This is a genomic window from Mycobacterium haemophilum DSM 44634 (assembly GCF_000340435.2).
Lineage (GTDB): Bacteria > Actinomycetota > Actinomycetes > Mycobacteriales > Mycobacteriaceae > Mycobacterium > Mycobacterium haemophilum.
The window spans coordinates 2,412,613-2,432,552 of the sequence record NZ_CP011883.2 but is presented as its reverse complement, the minus strand read 5'-3'; the positions used below and the strand labels follow the sequence as shown (position 1 = coordinate 2,432,552).

The window sequence follows — 19,940 nt, the reverse complement described above, 5'->3', positions numbered from 1 at the left end:
CAGCAACAGTGAGAATCGCGGTCACTGGGGCAAGCGGAGTGCTCGGCCGCGGCCTGGCAGCCAGACTGCTCAGCCAGGGCCACGATGTCGTGGGGATTGCTCGTCACCGGCCCGAAAGCTGGTCGAGTGCAGCCGGTTTCGTCGCAGCGGACATCCGGGACGCGGTCGCGGTTGGGCGTGCCGTCAGCGGCGCGGACGTCGTCGCGCACTGCGCCTGGGCGCGCCGCCCACAGGACCAGGTCAATATCGAGGGTGCACGCAACGTCCTGGACGCGATGGCCAAGACAGGAGCCAGACGCATCGTTTTCGCTTCCTCGGCGCACGTCTATGGTGCGGCAACGGCGCCGGCAACCGAGGACGATGCGATGACATCGGCCAGTACCGACGGCCTCCACAAGGCCCGCGTTGAGGAGATGCTGGCGGCCTCCGGCGTGCAATGGGTTGCGGTCCGCTCGGCGCTAGTCGTCGGCCGAGGAGTTGACAACTGGGTGCGTCGGGTGCTGGCCTTGCCGATGATTCCCGACATCGGCGCCGATCGCGCCCTGCAGGTGATCCACACCGGCGATGCGCTTCGGTTGTTCATCCGCGCGATCATGGACACCGAGATCGATAGCGGCCCAGTCAATCTCGCGGCACCGGGTGAGACGACGCTTCGTCAGATCGCCGCCACACTCAGGCGGCCGATCGTGCCGCTGGGCTCGCGGTTGACGGTACTGCGACGCCTCAGCTTATTGGCCGAGCTAGAACTCCTGCAGAGCGCACCATTGATGGATACTTCACGGCTGCGCGACGAGTGGGGATTCGTGCCGGCCTGGAACGCCGATGAATGTGTCGACGACTTCGCATTGGCGGTGCGCGGCCGGGTTTCGTTGGGTGAGCGGCTGGTGTCAGTGCCCTGGCGATTGGCCAATATCCAGGACTTGCCTGCCGTCGACGTGCCGTCTGAAGACGGGGTGGTGCCTAGATTTGTTGGCCCAGAAGGAGATAACGGCGAATTCGACACCCCAATCGACCCGCGTTTCCCAACCTTCCTGGCCACCAATTTGTCCGAGGCCCTGCCCGGCCCGTTCTCGCCGTCGTCGGCGTCCGTGACCGTGCGTGGCCTGCGCGCCGGCGGCGTGGGCATTGCCGAACGATTGCGGCCCGGTGGCGTGATTCAGCGGGAAATCGCCATGCGCACCGTCGCGGTGTTCGCCCACCGGCTGTATGGGGGCATCACGTCGGGGCATTTCATGGCCGAAACCGTTCCATTCGCGAAACCCGCAACCATCATCAGCAACAGTGGATTCTTTGGGCCCAGCATGGCGTCGTTGCCGATCTTCGGTGCGCAACGTCCGCCTTCTGAATCCAGCCGAGTCCGAAAGCAGCTGCGTACCCTCCGCAACATCGGGGTCTTCGGCGGCAACCTCATTGGCCTGAGCGCCGGTTCACCCCGAGACACCCGCGACTACATCGATGATGTCGATCGTCTGGAACATCTTGCCGGCGTTGATGTCACCCAACTCGACGATCGCCGGTTACTGAGTTTGATCTTGTTGGCACGTGATCACGTCGTGCACGGCTGGGTGTTGGCCTCGGGGTCATTCATGTTGTGCGCTGCGTTCAATGTGTTGTTGCGGGGCCTGTGTGGGCGAGATGCCGCGCCACAGGCTGGGCCGGAATTGGTCAGTGCGCGATCGGTGGAGGCGGTGCAACGACTGGTCAGCGCGGCGCGGCGCGACCCGAACGTAACACGCCTGCTGGCTGAACTCGGCAAGCGCCTTGATGTGTTGGCTGTCCAGGCTCCTGAGTTTCATGCTGCGGTACTGGCCGAACTGGCGCTGATCGGGCATCGAGGTCCGGCCGAGGTTGAGATGCTGTCGACCAGCTACGCCGACGATCCCGAATTGCTGGTCCGCATGGTGGCCAAGGCATTGAGCGCGCCTGCTGCGCCGCCGCCCCAGCATGCGCGGATTCCGTTGCGGGCCAGACCTGTTGCGTTGCTGGCCGCGCGCCAACTCCGCGACCGCGAAGTCCGCCGCGACAAAATGGTGCGCGCCATCTGGGTGCTGCGCGGTCTGCTGCGTGAGTATGGGCGCCGGCTGACCGACGCCGGTGTTTTCGGCACCGCCGATGACGTGTTCTACCTATTGGTCGACGAGCTCGACGAACTTGACCGACTGCCGGCGGACGTTGCGGGACTGGTTGGCCGACGCCGAGCCGAACAACACAGGTTGGCAGCCATCGTTCCGCCGACAGTATTCAGCGGCAGCTGGCAGCCATCGACCACGTCGTCGAGCTCGTTGGGCGTCGGGGACACGCTGCGCGGTGTCGGAGTCTGCGGCGGACGGGTCCGCGGCCGGGTGCGGATCGTGCGGCCCGAGACCATCGACGACCTGCAACCCGGCGAGATTCTGGTCGCCGAGGTCACCGATGTCGGCTACACCGCGGCCTTCTGCTACGCCGCGGCTGTGGTAACCGAGCTCGGCGGTCCAATGTCACACGCCGCCGTGGTGGCCCGCGAGTTCGGGTTCCCCTGTGTGGTTGACGTCCAGGGCGCCACTCGCCGTCTCCCGCCCGGTGCGCTTGTCGAGATCGACGGCAGCGCGGGGGAGATCCGCGTGCTCGACATGGCTGCTGAAGACATCTCGCCGCTTCCGGTCAGTGACCAGAGCCGGCACGTCGACCGCTCATAAACCTGTGCCGCCGAGTGGTGGGCGTGGGTCAGCTCAGTTGACCCCGCCCACGAAAACGGCGATCAGCCTCGCCGCCCGGCCCGCTCGGCGAACGCGTCGAGCGCGGCGAGCACTTCAGGGGAACGCCACACTCGGTTGCGGGGTCCACTGGTCGTCTCAACGAGGATTCCCGCCTCGGTGAGCGGGTTGAGGTAGCGGTGCGCGTTGGTGGACTCGATGCCCAGCTCCTGCGCCAGTAGCGCAGCGTTCACGACCGGACGGCGAGTCAACAAATCCGCGACCTTCCACACCGCCGAGTCGGACCGCGCGGTGATCACGCCGTTCCAGGTCTCCCGAATACCGTGAAGGTCGGCGACCAGTTGACGTCCGTTCGCGATAGCCAGGACGCTGGCCTGCGAGAAGCACTCGACAATCGGCCCGGCGTCACCATCGCGGTAGGTGGTCAGTGCGGCGAAGTAAGCGCCTGTGTCGGCAAGCAGCCCGGCCGAGACCGGCACCGTCACCTGGCGGGTCAGGCCTTTGTTGCGCAGCATGGCTTGTACCAATGCGCGTCCCGTGCGCCCGTTCCCGTCGGTGAAGGGGTGAATGGTCTCGAACTGTGCATGGCCCACCGCGATCTGCGGCAGCGTGGGAACGTCGGTGCGCTGTGCGAAGGCGATTAGGTCGCCAATCGCGCCGGGGACCACTCCGTGGCGCGGGCCGACGAATGTTGCGCCGATGGGGGTGGAGCCGCCGCCGATCCACACTGGCTCGGTGCGGAATTCTCCTGGCGTATGGCGTGGCTCGTTGACCGTCAACGCGCGGTGTATCGCCAGAATGGCGTCGGCATCAACGGTGTCGGACAGGGCGACCGCTGCTTGCATCGCAGCGGTGTTGGCGACGATCATCTCAGCGTTGCGCTTGGCCTTGCCACCGGGCAGCTCGGCCTCGGCGATAGCGCGGGCTGATGCAGTCAAGTTCTCGATCTGCGAGCTTGCGGCAGATTCCGACCGCAGCAATACGGCGGCAAACGGTGCGATGTCGCCTCCGAGTTCGGCATCGAAACGTATGATCTCGTGGCTTGCGGACTCGGCGTCTGCGAACACGGGCGGTGGCAAGTCCAGGACCAGGTCAGCAATGTTAGCCGGCACAGCGGGGTGGTAGGTGCCGTACTTGGGCAGCGCCGCGCTCGCGTACCGCCTCCCCTGTGGTTTCCAACGAACGTTCTCGTAGGTGACGGGGCGAAGTGAAGTCATTGCCCCAGCTTAGCCTCACTTACATGTCTAACTGAAGTTATCGGTCGGCCAGCGTACGCATACCGATCTTCTTCTCGTTGAGGTCGTGGACGAGATTCAGCACTTCGCGAAGGTTCCGGCCGAGCCGGTCGAGGGTGTAGGTCACGATGGTGTCGCCGGGGCGTGCGTACTCGAGCAGTTTGGTCAGGCCGGGCCGGGTTGACGGTCGCGCCGGTGCTCTTGTCGACGTAGATCCGTTCCTCGGGTAGTCCGGCCTTGGCGAGGGCGTCGAGTGACGTTCCAGACTCTGCTTGTTGGTGGAGACGCGGGCGTAGCCGAGTTCGAGTCCGTCGGCGGGGTGTGCTGGTGTGCTCACCATGCCTGACATGTACCGGAATTCGTTAACAGATTGGGACTTTTAGAAACCGCAGCAGCAGAGCAAGCTTCAACCGGGTTACACCCTGCTTGCCCGAAACTAACTCCAGCTCATCGCCGACAAGCGTCCACCGGTCGATCAGCCCGTCCTGATCCAAGTCCCTCGTCACGCGCGGAAGCTACACTGCAAACCACGCCCATCACCAATGCTTGTTCGCGGCTGGTGACACGATTCTTACCGGCGCACCCCACTACGGCCCACCCGGTTGGGATCTCATCACGCTGAACCCCTGGTGGCAACAATGCCAACACCTCAGCCTCTAACTAACGAGAAGGAACCATTCGACTGGGTCTTCCCGGTGTAAGCGATGTTTGGCTAGCCTCGCCCAATGTTGCTGGCCGGTGCCCCCGGGCGAGGGGGCCGCCGTGCTCGCAGTTTGCAACGAGACGTCTGGCGACTCCGATGATTTAGACCCAGGCATGATGTCATCATGCGGGAAGTCGAAGCGGATCTAGCGAGTCGTTGAGTAGCGCGTTGGCGACATCGCAGACTTGCTGCAGGTAGTAGCGTGCGTGTTCACTAGGGGTGAGATCTTTTGGTGGCCAGTGCAGTTCGTGCCATCCTCTGGTCAGGCCGACCAACTGCTGGCGGCCAGCGGCATTATTGAGTCGCACGAGGTATCCGGCACCGCTATCGTGGACGTTGAGTTCGATCGCGGGGTCACCGACGAGCACACCAGCACTGAGCGCCTCATAGACCAAGTCCGACAAGGCCGAACCGGCACAGCCATCACTGGGGTCGGGAAGTTCGCCTCCCGGCTCATCGCTTTCGTTGCCGACCCAGGCAGCGAACACGTCGTCATCGATGCCAAACGGTGTGCGGGTGACCTTGGCCGTAACCACGAAAGCAGTCACGTCGTCTGTGACACGATGTGTGGGCATCATTGAGCTCCAATTCGCTGGTTGTATTTGTTTGATTCATTCCGGACCAGTCGCGCGCGTCCGAAAGACCCACGAGTGTCAACCCAGAACACCACGGTTATATCAGTGTCATTGATGACATGCGAATTTTACTGAAAAATACGTAATTACAACGTGTGCACGTACGTAGACTGCTGTTGGCCAGCGCCTCACCGGATCGCACCGATTATGTAAGTATTAATACGTAGGTCACGAAATCCGCTGACGTATACGCCTGTGGTGACTTGCTAATCTTGAGCGGCGGGGCGTCGATGGGTTTGGCGCGGATCGGTTTGCGTGGTAACAATCAGTATCCAATGGGCAGCAAGTCGGCGAAATGGGAGTGCATTGCGTACCGGTGACACACCAGGCGGCGCAGCGGCCGATGGTGGTGCTGCGACTAGTTCTGACCTGGCCGGCAAACTGAACAAGCTATTCGAAATCATGCGTAAGCCGTCTGAGCCACCGTTGTCGAATGTAGCTGCGGCCGAGGCGATCACGCGAAAAACCGGAGTGTCGATCAGCCAGGCTTACATGTGGCAGCTGCGAAACGGGGCAAAGACCAACCCGACGGTGCAACATCTGCGTGCGATCGCGGACTTCTTCGGTGTGCCAGCCTCGTACTTGATTGATCGCGATACTGACCCGAAGATCGACGCCCAGCTCGGGCTGCTGCAAGCGCTTCGCGACAGCGGGGTACGGGATTTGGCGATGCGTGCATCGGGGCTGACTCCGGAAGCGATAACGAGCTTGGCGACCATGGTCGACGAGGTTCGCAAACTGCAGCAGTTGCCTCCAATCGCTCCTGGGGGATGGTCGGGGCTAGATGGCTGTATCGAACGCTGACATGCTCGCGTTGGCGCGCGAGCTGCCCATTCCTGTCCCATGGGATAGAAACGTCTTCATCGACAATCTGGCCCGTCAAAGAAGGCGGCCTATCCGGTTGATGCCTAGCGATACCTCGGCGTTCACCGAAGGCCCCTGTGGATTGTGGTTGATCTTTGATGACGAAGACGTCATCCTTTACGACGCTGGGACCTCGGACTACCACATCGATCAAATCGTCTGCCACGAGGTCGGGCACATGGTGTTAGGGCACCGCAGTCACCAAGGCAGCACCGACAAGACGCCTAAACTCGAACTATTCAGCAAAATGCTACCCGACCTCGATCTCACCACCATACAAAATGTCCTGGGCCGGAAATCCTTTGCGGACGATCAAGAGCTCGACGCAGAGAATTTTGCACACACCTTGATGTGCGCATCAGCAAAAGCGGGAGCCGAAAAGTCAGTGATGCGCAGCGTCTTCTTCCGATCTAGATGACCTCAGCCGTACCAGGATTCCTCGTCTGGCCGGGGCTAGCATTCATGCTAGCGGTCTTGGTCGTACGGTACACCTTCTTCAATACCAGCCTATTCGAGGTGTATCTAAACAATTCGATTGGGCTTTTTCTCGTCTGCAACCTGTTGCGCGAGAAAACTATTGAGGAATTCTTTGCCCGTCATCACTTAATGACCGTCACCACCGCACAGGAGCTGTCATGGGTGGCGATCGTGTTACCGTGCGCAGAGTTCATGGGTTTCATTGCACTGTGGTCAGGATTGCCGCCGCAGGAAACTCGCCACCGGCAACGGTATCACCGATCAGCTGCGATCATCTTGTCAGGAGCCTTCTTGATCGCCGCATCCCGCGCTCGCGCTGCCGGACAGATCCTTGAGCTCGCCCATGGATGGGACATCGTGCTCGCCTGGTTCTTGTGGACGATCGTTCTCGACGTGTTGGGCATTCAGATGATGATCATGAGCGTCACGGAATGGCGACGCACTGCGAAGTGGCAAGAACGGCTCATCGCCGGGTGTACTGTTATGGTCGGCGGTTTCGGTGTAATGATTTGCATCGGAAGCTTATGCTATAAGTTCTTTGAGCAGCTAAGTGGGGTGCATAACAGTCACTTCGTCAGCTTCCTGATTGCAGTAAACAGCCGATATTGCTTCTGGCAGTCACTCGTCCTCTACGCGCTCGCCGCGGTCCCTGCTGTCGGGACACTGCGTGCCCGCGCTGGCCTCGACGGGACCAGCCGCGCCTGGCATGCCCTTCAGGGACTTCGAGAGACCCTGACGGCTGTCGTTCCTGAAAGTGTATTTGAATGGAAGCCCGCCTCGACGAGTCGCCAAAAGACGGTCTTGGAACTGCACCAGACCATCATTGAAATACGCGATGCAATACTGCTTCTAAGGCCCTACTTTCGTGAGATCTCCCTGGAGGAGGAAGCTCGGTTTGTCGACCGATACGTGGTGCCCACCGGTCAGCGTGACGCAGCTATCCAGGCGTTGCAGATCGCTAAAGCGGTCCACGCGAAAGGAACTGGGGCTAGACCAGAGCCGATAGACGCGGCGATGGTCCGTATGTCATGCGCGACCGACCTTGGCCAAGAGACAGCGGAGCTGATACAACTTTGTCAATGGTGGCCGAGTGCCCAGGCCGCGATTCATCAACCCATCGTCGAACATCCTGAAAGAGTAAGTGGTTCATGATGACCAAAACTAGCCCCACGGCTCTGTCCTGCCGCGTCCACGGTTCCGGCTACCCGTAGGCCGTCCACGGTCATAGCCATCACGGTGCGCAGAGAGTCAGCGTCACGAGACGGGAAGGTTGCCATCGACCCTGATCCGATCGATCACCTGGGATCAGGGCTTCGAAATGGCCCGACATACCGACATCACTGTAGATTTCGGCGTGCCGGTCTACTTTTGAGACTCCCGCTCACCGTGGCAGCTGTTGTCCATCTCACCGTGACAACGTGGCCGCAACGAGAACGCGAAAGGTCTTCTGCGCCAGTACTTTCCCAGGGGAACCAGCCTGACACCTACTCACCCGACTATCTGCGCGCTGTCGAACACGAGATCAACAACCGACCCCGCCGCACCCTCGAAGACCGCAGCCTCGCCGAACTATTCGCCGCGCTGCTAACCTCAGCAGACCATCAACTGTTGCGACGTTGACTAGAAGCCACCGAGCCAATCTATGGCGCTGACGACCACGATGCCGCCGGCACGGGCATAGTCGAGCATGACAGCCACCTGCGCACGAGCCCTAACTGGAAGACGACAACGCCGCCATCCGGCGAATCCCTCCGCTACTTTGCACCTCCGGTCAGCTTCGGGAGTACGCGGCCTAGCCGCCGCACGCCGGATTTAGCCGCTGCGCGCGCACTACGTCCGTGGTGTCGGCTACCGTCGGGTTATGCACGAGCGCACCATCCGCGCACGCACCCGCGCCGGCACCGTCGAGGGGTTCACCCGCGACGGCGTGCACCGCTGGCGATCCATCCCATATGCTCAGCCGCCGCTGGGGCACCTGCGGTTCCGGGCGCCGCGGCCCGCCCAGCCCTGGTCGGGGGTGCGGCACTGCCACGGCTTCGCCAACTGTGCGCCTCAGCAGCGTCGCTACACCATGCTCGGTATCGGTAAGTACCAACCGATGGGCGAGGACTGCCTGACGCTCAACGTTGTCACGCCCGAAGTCGCCAGCGGGGAACCACTCCCGGTCATGGTCTTCATCCATGGCGGCGGGTACATCTTGGGCAGCTCGGCGACCCCGCTCTACGACGGCGCCGCGTTGGCGCGCCGCGGCTGCGTGTACGTTTCGGTCAACTACCGGCTCGGCGCGTTGGGATGTTTGGACCTGTCATCGCTGTCTGGGCCGGATATCACCATCGACAGCAACTTGTATCTGCGCGATCTGGTGCTGGCGTTGCACTGGGTGAAAGACAATATCGCCGAGTTCGGCGGCAACCCAGGTTGTGTCACCATTTTCGGCGAAAGCGCGGGCGCGTGCATAATTGCCACGCTGTTGGCGGTGCCTGCCGCCGAAGGCCTGTTCACTCGAGCGATTTCGGAAAGCCCGGCGTCGGGCATGGTGCGGTCGAAAGAGATTGCCGACGAGTTCGCGACGCGCTTTGCCAAACTACTTGGTGTGCGCGCACCGGATGCCGGCGCTGCGCTGATGCAGGCATCCCCAGCCCAGCTGGTGGCAACACAGCATCGCCTGATCGAGCAGGGCATGCGAAAAAAGCTGGGCGCCTTCCCGATTGGTCCCGTCGTCGGCGACGACTGTCTGCCCCTGGACCCAGTCGAAGCGATGCGGACCGGTCGCGCGCATCGGGTGCCGCTCATTGTCGGTACCAACGCTGAAGAGGGCCGGTTATTCACCAGGTTCCTCAAAATGTTGCCGACGAATGAATCGATGATCGAAGAGTTGCTGACCGACACGGAACCGGCTGCGCGTGAACGTATTACCGCCGCCTATCCGGACTACCCGCAGCGATCAGCCTGCATCCAGCTCGGTGGCGACTTCGCCTTCAGCTCGGCGGCCTGGCAGATCGCCGAGGCGCACGGCAACCATGCGCCCACATATATGTACCGATACGACTACGCCCCGCGGATGCTGCGCTGGGCCGGTTTGGGAGCAACCCACGCCACCGAGCTATTGGCCGTATTCGATATCTATCGCACCAGGTTCGGCGCGTTACTCACCGCGGCCGCCGATCGCCACCATGCGCTGCGGGTCAGCAACGAGGTGCAACGACGCTGGCGATGCTTTGGCCGCACTGGGGTCCCTGGCGACGACTGGCCCGCTTACACCCGCGCCGACCGTGCCGTCATGGTGTTCGACCGCAAGTGCCGCGTCGAGTTCGATCCGCACCCGCACCGGCGGATGGCATGGGACGGCTTCTCACTGGCACGCTGACCCTCATGGCCCGCGTACCCATCGTGGTGATGGGCGTCTCTGGATCAGGCAAGACGACGGTCGGAGTGGTGCTCGCGCAACGGATGCGGGTGCCCTTCCTAGACGCCGATACCCTGCACCCGCCGGCCAACATCGCCAAGATGACCGCCGGCGAACCGCTCCATGACGACGATCGCCACCCCTGGCTGGAGAGGGTTGGCGAATGGCTGGCCAGCCATCGCGGCGGCGCAGTGGTGAGCTGTTCGGCGCTCAAACGCGCGTACCGCGACCAGCTGCGTGCGCACTGGCCGCATACTGAGTTCTTGCATCTGCGCGGATCACTGGAACTCATCAGCCGCCGGCTAGCCGCTAGGTCCGGCCACTTCATGCCAGCCGCCCTACTGCGCTCGCAATTTGACACCTTAGAACCGCTTGGCGCCGACGAACTTGGTCTTAGCGTCGATATCGACCAGCATGACCAGGATGTCGCTGCCATCGTCGATACCTTCCTCGCCTTCCTGGCCGGCTCGGCGCGACAGAACCCGTAGGCAGCGCACCGATGTACGAAACTGTGGTCGCGTTAGTGGTCGCGTTGCACGTCGTCTTCATCGGTTACGTCGTTATTGGCGGTTTCCTCGCCGTGCACTGGCGGCGCACGATCTGGCTGCACGTGCCGGCGGCGATCTGGGGGATCGGCATCGCCACCAATCGTGTTGACTGCCCGCTAACTTGGTTGGAACGGTGGGCTCGGGCGAGGGCCGCAATGGCGCCGCTGCCGCCGGACGGATTCATCGCCCACTACATCACCGGGGTGATCTATCCGGTCAGTTGGCTGGGCGGTGTGCAGATCGGCGCCTTTGTGGTGGTGGCGGTCTCCTGGGCGGTGTTTTTCTGTCCTGGAATCAGAAGGCGCCGGCAATGCCGGCCAGCGGCGCGCTCTTTTCGGCTGCGGTAATGGCCAGCTCGCGGCCACGTTCGGCGCAGCGGCCGCACAATTTTGCGGATCAACAGTCAGCGACGGCAATGTGCCGCGACGGCGGATATGGTGGACTGAGTGCGAGCGTTGATCATTGTCGACATGCAGAACGATTTCTGCACGGGTGGCTCAGTGCCAGTGGCCGGCGCGGATGCGCTACCCCACGCGATCAACGCTTACCTGGCCCAGCATCCCAGCTATCAGCACGTCGTGGCCACCAAGGACTACCACATCAACCCTGGTGAACATTTCTCCGACACACCGGACTATGTGTCATCCTGGCCGCCGCACTGCGTGGCGGGAACCTCCGGCGCCGATTTTCACCCTGATCTCGACACGAGCCCGGTGGAGGCGGTCTTCCGCAAAGGCGCTTACAGCGGGGCGTACAGCGGTTTCGAGGGCGTTGACGAGACGAAGACACCGCTGCTCGACTGGTTGCTTCGGCACGAGGTCAACGAGGTTGACGTGGTCGGTGTCGCCACCGATTTCTGCGTGTGCAAAACCGCCCAGGACGCGGCCCGGGCGGGCTTTACGACGCGGGTATTGCTAGACCTGTCGGTGGGGTCCAGGGCGCAGTCGACCATGGAGGCGCTCGACGAGATGCGCAAAGCCGGCGTCGCCGTGGTCTTGAGCTCCTGATGACGACACCGAGCCGCCACGAGCTGCTGGCCGCGGTGGAACGGTCGCCTCAGGCGGCCGCCTCGCACGACCGTGCCGGCTGGGTTGGGCTATTCACCAGTGACGGCCGAATCGAAGATCCAGTGGGCTCGCAGCCGCATGTAGGGCACGCACAGATCGGCCGCTTTTACGACACCTTCATCGGCCCGCGCGACATCACATTCCATCGCGATGCGGATATCGTCGTCGGCCCGGTCGTCATACGCGATCTCGAACTCGAGGTGGCGATGTCTTCGGCCGTGACAATGTACATTCCCGCATTCTTGCGCTACGACCTCCGAGAGGCTAACGGCGAGTGGCGGATCGCCGTGCTGCGGGCCTACTGGGAGCTGCCAGCGATGATGCTGCAGTTCCTGCTAACCGGGTCGCGAGCAGTATCGCCCGCCCTGCAACTGTCCCGAAGCCTATTGGGCAACCAGGGATTGCGCGGCACCGCCGGTTTCATGACGGGTTTTCGTAGGGCCGGCACACGCCACAAGAAGCTGGTGGCAACCTTTCTGCACTCGGTCTCGCAACGTGACAAGTCTGCCAGCTGTCATGCGCTGTCACCTACTGCCGCAATAACTTTGGGCGACAACGATCCCCTCGACGTTGCTGAACTCGTCGAACGGCTCAACGGGGACAGCTGGGCCAAGATGAACAGCGCGGGATCCACCGTTGCGGTCTCGCTGGCCGGTCATGAGCGCGGCATCATGTTCGCCGACGTGGCCCGGCGAGGCAACGAGATCAACCGGGTTCGATACTTCCCGAGCTGACACGGCGTTTGTTCAGTGCACAACCGGGCGCTGGCGAGTCGCCGGACTGCGCCGAGATTGCCGTCAAGGTTGTGATTGAGGCGCCGATAGCAACCATGGTGGCAATCTCGGCGGAGTTGGCCCCGTGCGGCGAGCCGCATGGCCGCGGTGCGCGATGCGGCGCACAATCGATAGCGTCATGATGCTGGTCTCCTTTGCGGCACAGAGTTCAACGGGTGCCGTCATCTTCTTGACGACTGAAGGCCAGCCGCTCGGATTTCAGCGCCGTCGACAACCTCACCGGCTGGTTAGCGCAGATCCTCTCCGCGCCGGCCGACGAAGACGCGCTACTGGTCGTTTTCGACTGGCTCTCACCGGCCCGTGGGCGAGCCCTGCCGCCCAACCGCAGGCCGATCAGGTACCAAGGACATCAGACACAGCCGCAGGATCGGCCGGCACCGGGCCGAGATCGGAAGCGCTATGCACGATAAGTTGTTCGGACGGCGAAGCCTGCTGTGCGGTGCCAGTGCGCTCACCGCGGCGTCACTGGCACCCTGGGCCGCTGGTTGTGGTCCCGACGACGACGCGTTGACCTTCTTTTTCGCCGCCAATCCGGAAGAGACCGATGCCCGGATGCGCATTGTCGGCGAATTTCGGCGCGGCCATCCCGACATCAAGGTTCGGGCGGTGTTGTCCGGGCCGGGCGTAATGCAGCAGCTATCGACGTTCTGCGCTGGCGGAAAATGCCCGGATGTGCTGATGGCGTGGGATTTGACCTATGCCGAACTGGCAGACCGGGGAGTGTTGCTGGACCTCAACACATTGTTGGGGCGGGACAAGGCGTTCGCTGCGGAGCTGAAGTCCGACAGCATCGGGCCGCTGTATGAGACCTTCACGTTCAACGGAGGTCAGTACGCCCTGCCCGAGCAATGGGCCGGAAACTACTTGTTCTACAACAAGCAGCTGTTCGCAGACGCCGGCGTGCAGCCGCCGCCCCGCACCTGGGAACAGCCGTGGAGTTTCACCGAATTCCTGGACACCGCCCGCGCTCTCACCAAGCGGGATTCATCGGGCCGGGTCACGCAGTGGGGCTTTGTCAACACCTGGCTCTCGTACTACGCGGCCGGATTGTTCGCCCTCAACAACGGCGTACCGTGGTCCACCCCGCGGATGAACCCGACTCATCTCAATTTCGATGACGACGCGTTCATCGAGGCGGTGCAGTTCTACTGCGATCTGACCAACAAGTACCAGGTGGCGCCCGACGCATCCGAGCAACAATGGATGGCCATGACTGATCTGTTCTCGCTGGGCAAGGCGGCGATCGCGCTGGGTGGGCATTGGCGCTACCAGACATTCATGCGAGCCGACGGGCTGGATTTCGATGTCACGTCGTTGCCTATCGGGCCTTCGGCGGGCACAGCGCCCGCCAGGCGATCCGGGGCCTGCTCCGATATCGGCGTCACCGGGCTGGCCATCTCGGCCAGCTGCCCACGCAAGGAACAGGCATGGGAGTTTGTGAAATTCGCTACCGGTCCCGTCGGTCAAGCGTTGATCGGTGAATCCCGCCTCTTTGTGCCGGTCCTGCAATCCGCGATCCATTCGACGGGATTCGCCAAAGCTCATCGCAGAGTTGGTAACCTCGCCGTACTCACTGGGGGGCCATCCAATTCAGAGGGACTGCCGATCACGCCGGCGTGGGAAAAGGTCAACGCCTTGATGGACCGCGGCTTCGGACCTGTGCTGCGAGGATCCCGGCCGGCGACATCGCTGACCGGGCTCGCACGCGCCGTCGACGAGGTGCTGCGTAGTCCATGACATCGCGCGCGCGGGCTGGTCGCATGTTCGTCGCACCGAATCTGGCTGCGGTCTCGGTCTTTATGCTGTTTCCGCTCGGGTTCTCGCTATATATGAGCTTTCAGAAGTGGGACGTGTTCACCCCGCCGACGTTTGTGGGTCTGGCGAACTTCCGAAATCTCTTCACTGCGGATCCACTGTTTCTCATCGCGCTGCGCAACAGCGTGGTTTTCACTGTTGGGACGGTGATCCCGACCGTCCTGATCAGCTTGGTAGTCGCCGGCGTGCTTAACCGGAAAGTCAAGGGCATCGGAATCTTTCGAACGATTGTCTTCTTGCCACTTGCCATTTCGTCAGTGGTGATGGCGGTCGTCTGGCAGTTCATCTTCAATACCAATAACGGGCTGCTCAACATCATGCTCGGCTGGATTGGCATCGGCCCTATTCCATGGCTGGTCGACCCCAGCTGGGCGATGGTCTCGCTGTGCGTGGTCAGCGTTTGGCGGAGCGTGCCGTTTGCCACCGTCGTCTTGTTGGCGGCGATGCAGGGGGTTCCGGAGACGGTTTATGAGGCGGCCAAAATCGATGGCGCCGGCGAGATACGACAGTTCATGTCCATCACAGTGCCGTTGATCCGCGGGGCGATTTCGTTCGTGGTGGTCATTTCGGTTATCCACGCGTTTCAGGCATTTGACCTGGTCTACGTGCTCAATGGCCCAAACGGCGGGCCGGAGTCGGCGACCTATGTGTTAGGCATCATGCTGTTCCAGCACGCATTTTCGTTCCTGGAATTCGGGTATGCGTCGGCGCTGGCGTGGGTGATGTTCGCCATCTTGTTGGTGTTGACCGTGCTGCAGTTGCGGCTGACCCGGCGGCGCTCGTGGGAGGTATCTGGTGGGCTTAGCTGAGCGACCCGACCGCATAGTTAAGCGCAGCGTCGTTCGCGCGGTCGTCGTCTACACGGCGCTGAGCGGCATCGCATGGTGCGCGCTGTTTCCCATTGTCTGGGCGCTGTCGGGCTCGTTGAAAAAGGAAGGCGAGGTAAGCGAGCCCACGCTGTTGCCGGCTCACCCGCAATGGTCAAACTACACCGAAGTATTTGCTCTGATTCCGTTCTGGCGAATGCTTTTCAATACCGTGTTGTATGCCGGATGCGTCACGGCCGGCCAGGTTTTCTTCTGCTCACTGGCCGGATATGCGTTTGCGCGACTGCGATTTCGCGGGCTCGATGCGTTGTTCGTCTTGTACTTGGGCACGTTGATGGTGCCGCTGACCGTAACGGTGATCCCGCAGTTCCTCCTGATGCGGGTCCTGGGCTGGACCGACACACCGTGGGCGATGATCGTGCCGGGTTTGTTCGGGAGCGCGTTCGGCACCTATCTCATGCGGCAGTTCTTCCGGACGCTGCCGCGCGATCTTGAGGAAGCAGCAATCCTGGACGGCTGCTCACCGTGGCAGATCTATTGGCGAATCTTGCTGCCCCACGCCAGGCCCGCAGTGATGGTGCTGGCGGTCCTCACCTGGGTCAACGTGTGGAACGACTTTCTGTGGCCGTTGCTGATGATCCAGCGCAACAGCCTGGCCACCCTAACGTTGGGCCTGATCCGGCTGCGGGGAGAGTACGGCGCCCGCTGGCCGGTGATCATGGCGACTTCGATGCTGATCATGCTGCCGCTGGTCATCATCTATACGATCGCGCAGCGCTCCTTCGTTCGCGGTATCGCCGTCACCGGGCTCGGTGGGTAGTCATGGCTTCGGTGACCTTCGAGCAAGCGACGCGGCAATTCCCAGGCGCAGATCGGCCCGCCCTGGATCGCCTCGACCTCGGCGTCGATGATGGTGAGTTCGTGGTTGTGGTAGGGCCATCTGGATGCGGCAAGACCACCTCACTGCGGATGGTGGCCGGATTGGAAACGCTGGATTCGGGATGTATCCGGATCGGCGACTGCGATGTCACCCACGTCGATCCCAAGGATCGTGACATCGCAATGGTCTTTCAAAACTATGCCCTCTACCCGCATATGACCGTCGCGCAGAATCTGGGGTTTGCATTAAAGATCTCTAAAACCTCCAAGACCGAGATCCGCGATCGGATACTGTCCGCTGCGAAAATGCTTGATCTGCAACCGTATCTGGATCGCAAACCCAAAGACCTTTCCGGCGGCCAACGTCAGCGGGTGGCGATGGGGCGCGCCATCGTGCGCCGTCCACAGGTGTTCTTGATGGATGAGCCGCTGTCCAACCTCGATGCCAAACTGCGGGTGCAAACTCGCAATCAAATCGCGGCGCTGCAACGTCAACTCGGCACTACCACCGTTTATGTCACCCACGATCAGGTCGAAGCCATGACCATGGGGGACCGTGTCGCGGTGCTGCGCGACGGTGTGCTGCAACAGTTCGCGACGCCTCGTGAGCTTTATCGCAACCCCGGGAACGTCTTCGTCGCAGGATTCATCGGGTCTCCCGGGATGAACCTGTTCACCCTGCCGATCGTCGATTCCTCTGTTTCGCTAGGGGATTGGCCGATTCGCATACCGCGTGAGATCGCCGGGGCCGCAAGCGAGGTCATTATTGGGGTCCGTCCTGAAAATTTCGAGCTAGGCAGCGTCGGTGTCGAAGTGGAGATCGACATGGTCGAGGAGCTCGGGGCCGACGCCTACCTATACGGCCGAATCATAGGACCCAGCAAAGTAATCGGTCAATCCGTCGTTGCACGTGTCGACGGCCGAAACCCGCCCGGAAAGGGGAGCCGCGTTCGTCTGCAGTCAGAACCCGGGCAAGTGCATTTCTTCGGCGTTGATGGACATCGAATTTCCTGAGCATCTGGTCGATAGGATTATCGGCGCGCCGCGCACCGGTAGACCGGCATGATCGGGCTATGGTGGCGCCGTGGGCGCTATGCGTGTTGACCTGGTGTGTGAAGGCGGCGGGGTTCGGGGGATCGGCCTGGTCGGAGCGGTGGACGCACTGGCCGCGGCCGGATACCGATTTCCCCGTGTGGCGGGGACCAGCGCGGGCGCGATTGTTGCGTCGATGATCGCCGCTTTGCAGGCCGCTGGCGAACCGCTGACCCGGCTTGCTGAGGTGATGCGCACCATCGACTATCGGAAATTCCTTGACCGCAATCTGATTGGACGGGTGCCCTTAATCGGTGGCGGGCTGTCACTCCTGGTGGCGGACGGGGTTTACCGAGGGGCCTATCTCGAGGAGTTGCTCACCGGTTTGCTCGGCGACTTAGGTGTGCGCACCTTCGGCGACTTGCGTACCGGCGAGGAGCCCGAACAGTTCGCTTGGTCGCTGGTCGTGACTGCCAGCGACTTGTCGCGACGCCGGTTGGTCCGCATCCCATGGGACCTTGACGCTTACGGCATCGACCCGGACGACTTCTCGGTAGCACGCGCGGTACACGCCTCGTCGGCGATTCCGTATGTGTTCGAACCGGTTCGGGTAGCCGGCGCGACCTGGGTCGACGGCGGCTTGCTGTCGACTTTTCCGGTGGAGTTATTCGATCAGTCCGACGGCGATCCGCGATGGCCGACATTCGGGATTCGGCTGTCGGCGCGTCCCGGCATTCCGCCTACCCATCCGGTACACGGGCCGGTGTCGTTGGGAATCGCTGCGATAGAGACCTTGGTGAGTAACCAAGACAACGCACACATCGATGATCCGTGTACCGTGCGACGCACCATCTTCGTACCCGCAGATGAGGTGAGCCCGATCGACTTCGACGTCACCGTCGAACAACGGGAAGCGCTTTACCAACGCGGATTACAAGCTGGTCAACAGTTTTTGAAGACGTGGAATTACGCGGACTATCTGGCGGCCTGTGGCGGCCCGGCTTTGCGGCGCGACGGCGCGCCGCAAACATGATTACGCGCAAGATTTCCTAGGATTGTCGGGTGGTTGATCGCTATGGAACCGACGTGCTTGCCGGGGGCCGGCGCAAGCCCCGCTCGACTGAGCACCCCGCGGAGCTGGGCATGGTCGTGGAGGATGTTGCGACCGGCTATGTCGGTGCCGTGGTCCGAGTCGAATATGGCCGCGTCGACCTCGAAGACCGGCACGGGCGCACCCGTGGCTTTCCGCTGGGCGGCGGTTTTCTGCTGGAGGGCCGTCCGGTGGTCCTGACCGCGCCGCGCCGCGCGGCGCCGGTTGTGGCGGGCCGGACGGCGTCTGGCTCGGTCGCGGTGCCGGATGCCCGTGCCCGGGTCGCCCGCGCCAGTCGGATCTATGTTGAGGGCCGACACGACGCCGAACTCATCGCGCAGGTGTGGGGCGATGATCTGCGAATCGAAGGTGTCGTTGTCGAGCACCTCGGTGGCGTAGACGACCTGGTGAATATCGTGGCAGAGTTCCGGCCCGGTCCTGGGCGCCGGCTCGGCGTTCTCGTCGACCATCTAGTGGCAGGGTCGAAGGAGGCGCGGATCGCCGATGCGGTGCGCCGGGGACCAGGCGGCCCTGACACCTTGGTCGTCGGTCACCCGTATGTCGACATCTGGCAGGCCGTGAAGCCGCAGCGGCTAGGCCTGGCGGCCTGGCCCAACGTGCCGCGACATATTGAGTGGAAGCACGGCGTGTGCCAGGCCCTCGGCTTGCCGCACCACGACCAGGCAGACATCGCCAGCGCTTGGCGGCGGATTCGTTCGTGCGTGCGCGATTGGAACGATCTAGAGCCGGCGCTGATCAGCCGGGTTGAAGAGCTTATTGACTTCGTGACACAGCCTGCCTGACGGAAGGTGTTGGCAGCAACGGGACTTGGGCGCAGGATAAGGGGAGCGCGGATTGAGTTAACCGGATCCAGCAAAGGTCCTCTGCCCACCCGGTTGAGGACTAAAGGCTCACGACGATGAATGTGCCGGCAGATAGCCTTGCTCGTGATGGAGGGAGAACGAAATGCCTGCTGCCGTGAAATCTGATGGCATCGTTGTTGCGGTCGACGGCTCGCCGGCATCGAATGCCGCGGTCTGTTGGGCAGCCCGTGACGCAACGATGAGAAACATTCCACTGACCGTGGTCCACGTGGTTAATACTGCCGCTGCAACCTGGCCGCCGATCCCATACCCGGACTCTTTCGGGGTTTGGCTGGAAGACGAGGGCCGCAAGGTTGTGGCACACGCAGCCAAGATCGCCGAAGATGCCATGCCTCCGGAACGGAGGGTCATCGTCAAAAGCGAGGTCGTCTTTTCGACCCCGGTGCCGACGCTGGTCGAAATGTCCAGTGAGGCACAAATGATGGTCGTGGGCTGCACTGGTCGGGGTGCATTAGCCCGGGGTTTGCTTGGTTCGGTCAGTTCCAGCGTGGTGCGGCACGCCAATTGTCCGGTCGCCGTCATCCGTGATGAAGATCCGCTGATTCTCAATCCGCAGCATGCTCCCATCCTGTTGGGAATCGACGGCTCGCCGGCTTCAGAACTCGCCACGGCAATCGCGTTCGACGAAGCGTCGCGTCGGGGCGTCGATCTGATCGCCTTGCACGCGTGGAGCGACGTCACAGTATTTGAGCTTCCCGGATTGGACTGGTCGGGGATGGTGTCGGAAGCGGAGCGCAGTCTCGCCGAATGTTTGGCCGGTTGGCAAGAACGGTATCCCGACGTGGCGGTGCACCGATTGCTCGTATGCGATCGGCCAGCGCGACAGCTCGTCGAAAAGTCAGAATCCGCACAGCTTGTCGTGGTGGGCAGTCACGGCCGAGGTGGACTCAGCAGCATGCTGCTGGGCTCGGTCAGCAACACCGTCGTCCACGCCGTGCGAAGGCCGGTGATCGTGGCGCGGCCGTCGCAAGTGTCTGGTTGAAGCGACAGG

The 19,940-nt window shown here is 62.3% G+C and carries 21 protein-coding genes; 17 read left to right on the top strand and 4 right to left on the bottom strand.

What is annotated here, in order from left to right:
- Nucleotides 1-8: 8 nt before the first annotated feature.
- Nucleotides 9-2,675, top strand: a complete 2,667-nt coding sequence (locus B586_RS11435; RefSeq protein WP_054879896.1) for a sugar epimerase family protein — start codon at nucleotides 9-11, stop codon at nucleotides 2,673-2,675.
- A gap of 62 nt (nucleotides 2,676-2,737) precedes the next feature.
- On the opposite strand, the gene B586_RS11430 is transcribed toward B586_RS11435, so the two are convergent.
- From B586_RS11430 to B586_RS11420, 4 genes are all read right to left on the bottom strand, one after another.
- The gene (locus B586_RS11430; protein ID WP_054879897.1) at nucleotides 2,738-3,910 is read right to left on the bottom strand and encodes a Fic family protein; all 1,173 of its coding nucleotides are present in this window, start codon (nucleotides 3,908-3,910) and stop codon (nucleotides 2,738-2,740) included.
- Between the two features lie 37 nt (nucleotides 3,911-3,947).
- Complete coding sequence (locus B586_RS11425) at nucleotides 3,948-4,268, bottom strand: recombinase family protein (RefSeq protein WP_168162529.1); 321 nt, start codon at nucleotides 4,266-4,268, stop codon at nucleotides 3,948-3,950.
- A gap of 22 nt (nucleotides 4,269-4,290) precedes the next feature.
- On the bottom strand, nucleotides 4,291-4,434 hold the full coding sequence (locus tag B586_RS20920) for a hypothetical protein (RefSeq protein ID WP_156406760.1): 144 nt from the start codon (nucleotides 4,432-4,434) through the stop codon (nucleotides 4,291-4,293).
- 319 nt (nucleotides 4,435-4,753) lie between these two features.
- Nucleotides 4,754-5,179, bottom strand: coding sequence for a hypothetical protein (locus B586_RS11420; protein WP_236971272.1), 426 nt, complete (start codon nucleotides 5,177-5,179; stop codon nucleotides 4,754-4,756).
- A gap of 489 nt (nucleotides 5,180-5,668) precedes the next feature.
- Between B586_RS11420 and B586_RS11415 the strand changes: the two genes are divergently transcribed.
- The 16 genes from B586_RS11415 to B586_RS11345 all read left to right on the top strand — a co-directional run bounded on the left by B586_RS11415 (nucleotide 5,669) and on the right by B586_RS11345 (nucleotide 19,931).
- Entirely contained in the window at nucleotides 5,669-6,070 is a 402-nt protein-coding gene (locus B586_RS11415) for a helix-turn-helix domain-containing protein (RefSeq protein WP_236971271.1), read from the top strand.
- A complete protein-coding gene (locus tag B586_RS11410) occupies nucleotides 6,051-6,548 on the top strand; it encodes a hypothetical protein (RefSeq protein ID WP_054879899.1) in 498 nt (165 codons plus the stop codon). The genes B586_RS11415 and B586_RS11410 overlap by 20 nt, the downstream gene beginning before the upstream one ends.
- A gap of 98 nt (nucleotides 6,549-6,646) precedes the next feature.
- Nucleotides 6,647-7,759: a DUF6545 domain-containing protein gene (locus B586_RS11405; protein WP_156406759.1), complete on the top strand. Its 1,113-nt coding sequence runs from the start codon at nucleotides 6,647-6,649 to the stop codon at nucleotides 7,757-7,759.
- A gap of 234 nt (nucleotides 7,760-7,993) precedes the next feature.
- Nucleotides 7,994-8,227: a hypothetical protein gene (locus tag B586_RS22050; protein WP_418001103.1), complete on the top strand. Its 234-nt coding sequence runs from the start codon at nucleotides 7,994-7,996 to the stop codon at nucleotides 8,225-8,227.
- Nucleotides 8,228-8,468: 241 nt separating this feature from the next.
- A complete protein-coding gene (locus B586_RS11400) occupies nucleotides 8,469-9,974 on the top strand; it encodes a carboxylesterase/lipase family protein (protein ID WP_054879901.1) in 1,506 nt (501 codons plus the stop codon).
- Between the two features lie 5 nt (nucleotides 9,975-9,979).
- A complete protein-coding gene (locus B586_RS11395) occupies nucleotides 9,980-10,501 on the top strand; it encodes a gluconokinase (RefSeq protein WP_054880951.1) in 522 nt (173 codons plus the stop codon).
- Nucleotides 10,502-10,512: 11 nt separating this feature from the next.
- Nucleotides 10,513-10,908 carry a DUF2784 domain-containing protein gene (locus tag B586_RS11390; protein ID WP_047314042.1) on the top strand — a complete coding sequence of 132 codons (396 nt, stop codon included), beginning with the start codon at nucleotides 10,513-10,515 and terminating at the stop codon, nucleotides 10,906-10,908.
- 99 nt (nucleotides 10,909-11,007) lie between these two features.
- On the top strand, nucleotides 11,008-11,568 hold the full coding sequence (locus tag B586_RS11385) for an isochorismatase family protein (RefSeq protein ID WP_054879902.1): 561 nt from the start codon (nucleotides 11,008-11,010) through the stop codon (nucleotides 11,566-11,568).
- A complete protein-coding gene (locus tag B586_RS11380; protein WP_054879903.1) occupies nucleotides 11,568-12,362 on the top strand; it encodes a ketosteroid isomerase family protein in 795 nt (264 codons plus the stop codon). Before B586_RS11385 ends, B586_RS11380 begins: the two co-directional genes overlap by 1 nt.
- A gap of 459 nt (nucleotides 12,363-12,821) precedes the next feature.
- A complete protein-coding gene (locus B586_RS11375) occupies nucleotides 12,822-14,159 on the top strand; it encodes an ABC transporter substrate-binding protein (protein ID WP_054879904.1) in 1,338 nt (445 codons plus the stop codon).
- On the top strand, nucleotides 14,156-15,046 hold the full coding sequence (locus B586_RS11370; RefSeq protein ID WP_156406758.1) for a carbohydrate ABC transporter permease: 891 nt from the start codon (nucleotides 14,156-14,158) through the stop codon (nucleotides 15,044-15,046). Before B586_RS11375 ends, B586_RS11370 begins: the two co-directional genes overlap by 4 nt.
- On the top strand, nucleotides 15,033-15,884 hold the full coding sequence (locus tag B586_RS11365; RefSeq protein ID WP_054880953.1) for a carbohydrate ABC transporter permease: 852 nt from the start codon (nucleotides 15,033-15,035) through the stop codon (nucleotides 15,882-15,884). Before B586_RS11370 ends, B586_RS11365 begins: the two co-directional genes overlap by 14 nt.
- A gap of 2 nt (nucleotides 15,885-15,886) precedes the next feature.
- Nucleotides 15,887-16,957, top strand: a complete 1,071-nt coding sequence (locus B586_RS11360) for an ABC transporter ATP-binding protein (RefSeq protein ID WP_054879905.1) — start codon at nucleotides 15,887-15,889, stop codon at nucleotides 16,955-16,957.
- Nucleotides 16,958-17,036: 79 nt separating this feature from the next.
- The gene (locus tag B586_RS11355; RefSeq protein WP_054879906.1) at nucleotides 17,037-18,008 is read left to right on the top strand and encodes a patatin-like phospholipase family protein; all 972 of its coding nucleotides are present in this window, start codon (nucleotides 17,037-17,039) and stop codon (nucleotides 18,006-18,008) included.
- 29 nt (nucleotides 18,009-18,037) lie between these two features.
- Complete coding sequence (locus B586_RS11350; protein WP_054879907.1) at nucleotides 18,038-18,868, top strand: DUF3097 domain-containing protein; 831 nt, start codon at nucleotides 18,038-18,040, stop codon at nucleotides 18,866-18,868.
- 163 nt (nucleotides 18,869-19,031) lie between these two features.
- Nucleotides 19,032-19,931 (top strand): universal stress protein, encoded by a 900-nt coding sequence (locus B586_RS11345; protein WP_054879908.1) that lies wholly within the window; start codon nucleotides 19,032-19,034, stop codon nucleotides 19,929-19,931.
- Nucleotides 19,932-19,940: the final 9 nt, after the last annotated feature.

What these genes read in the sequence shown, in the direction of transcription:
- B586_RS11430 (WP_054879897.1), bottom strand. Translation starts at nt 3,910, where the DNA reads ATGACTTCACTTCGCCCCGTCACCTACGAGAACGTTCGTTGGAAACCA.
- B586_RS11425 (WP_168162529.1), bottom strand. Translation starts at nt 4,268, where the DNA reads ATGGTGAGCACACCAGCACACCCCGCCGACGGACTCGAACTCGGCTAC.
- B586_RS11415 (WP_236971271.1), top strand. Translation starts at nt 5,669, where the DNA reads ATGCGTAAGCCGTCTGAGCCACCGTTGTCGAATGTAGCTGCGGCCGAG.
- B586_RS11410 (WP_054879899.1), top strand. Translation starts at nt 6,051, where the DNA reads ATGGCTGTATCGAACGCTGACATGCTCGCGTTGGCGCGCGAGCTGCCC.
- B586_RS11400 (WP_054879901.1), top strand. Translation starts at nt 8,469, where the DNA reads ATGCACGAGCGCACCATCCGCGCACGCACCCGCGCCGGCACCGTCGAG.
- B586_RS11395 (WP_054880951.1), top strand. Translation starts at nt 9,980, where the DNA reads ATGGCCCGCGTACCCATCGTGGTGATGGGCGTCTCTGGATCAGGCAAG.
- B586_RS11390 (WP_047314042.1), top strand. Translation starts at nt 10,513, where the DNA reads ATGTACGAAACTGTGGTCGCGTTAGTGGTCGCGTTGCACGTCGTCTTC.
- B586_RS11380 (WP_054879903.1), top strand. Translation starts at nt 11,568, where the DNA reads ATGACGACACCGAGCCGCCACGAGCTGCTGGCCGCGGTGGAACGGTCG.
- B586_RS11375 (WP_054879904.1), top strand. Translation starts at nt 12,822, where the DNA reads ATGCACGATAAGTTGTTCGGACGGCGAAGCCTGCTGTGCGGTGCCAGT.
- B586_RS11370 (WP_156406758.1), top strand. Translation starts at nt 14,156, where the DNA reads ATGACATCGCGCGCGCGGGCTGGTCGCATGTTCGTCGCACCGAATCTG.
- B586_RS11360 (WP_054879905.1), top strand. Translation starts at nt 15,887, where the DNA reads ATGGCTTCGGTGACCTTCGAGCAAGCGACGCGGCAATTCCCAGGCGCA.
- B586_RS11355 (WP_054879906.1), top strand. Translation starts at nt 17,037, where the DNA reads ATGCGTGTTGACCTGGTGTGTGAAGGCGGCGGGGTTCGGGGGATCGGC.
- B586_RS11345 (WP_054879908.1), top strand. Translation starts at nt 19,032, where the DNA reads ATGCCTGCTGCCGTGAAATCTGATGGCATCGTTGTTGCGGTCGACGGC.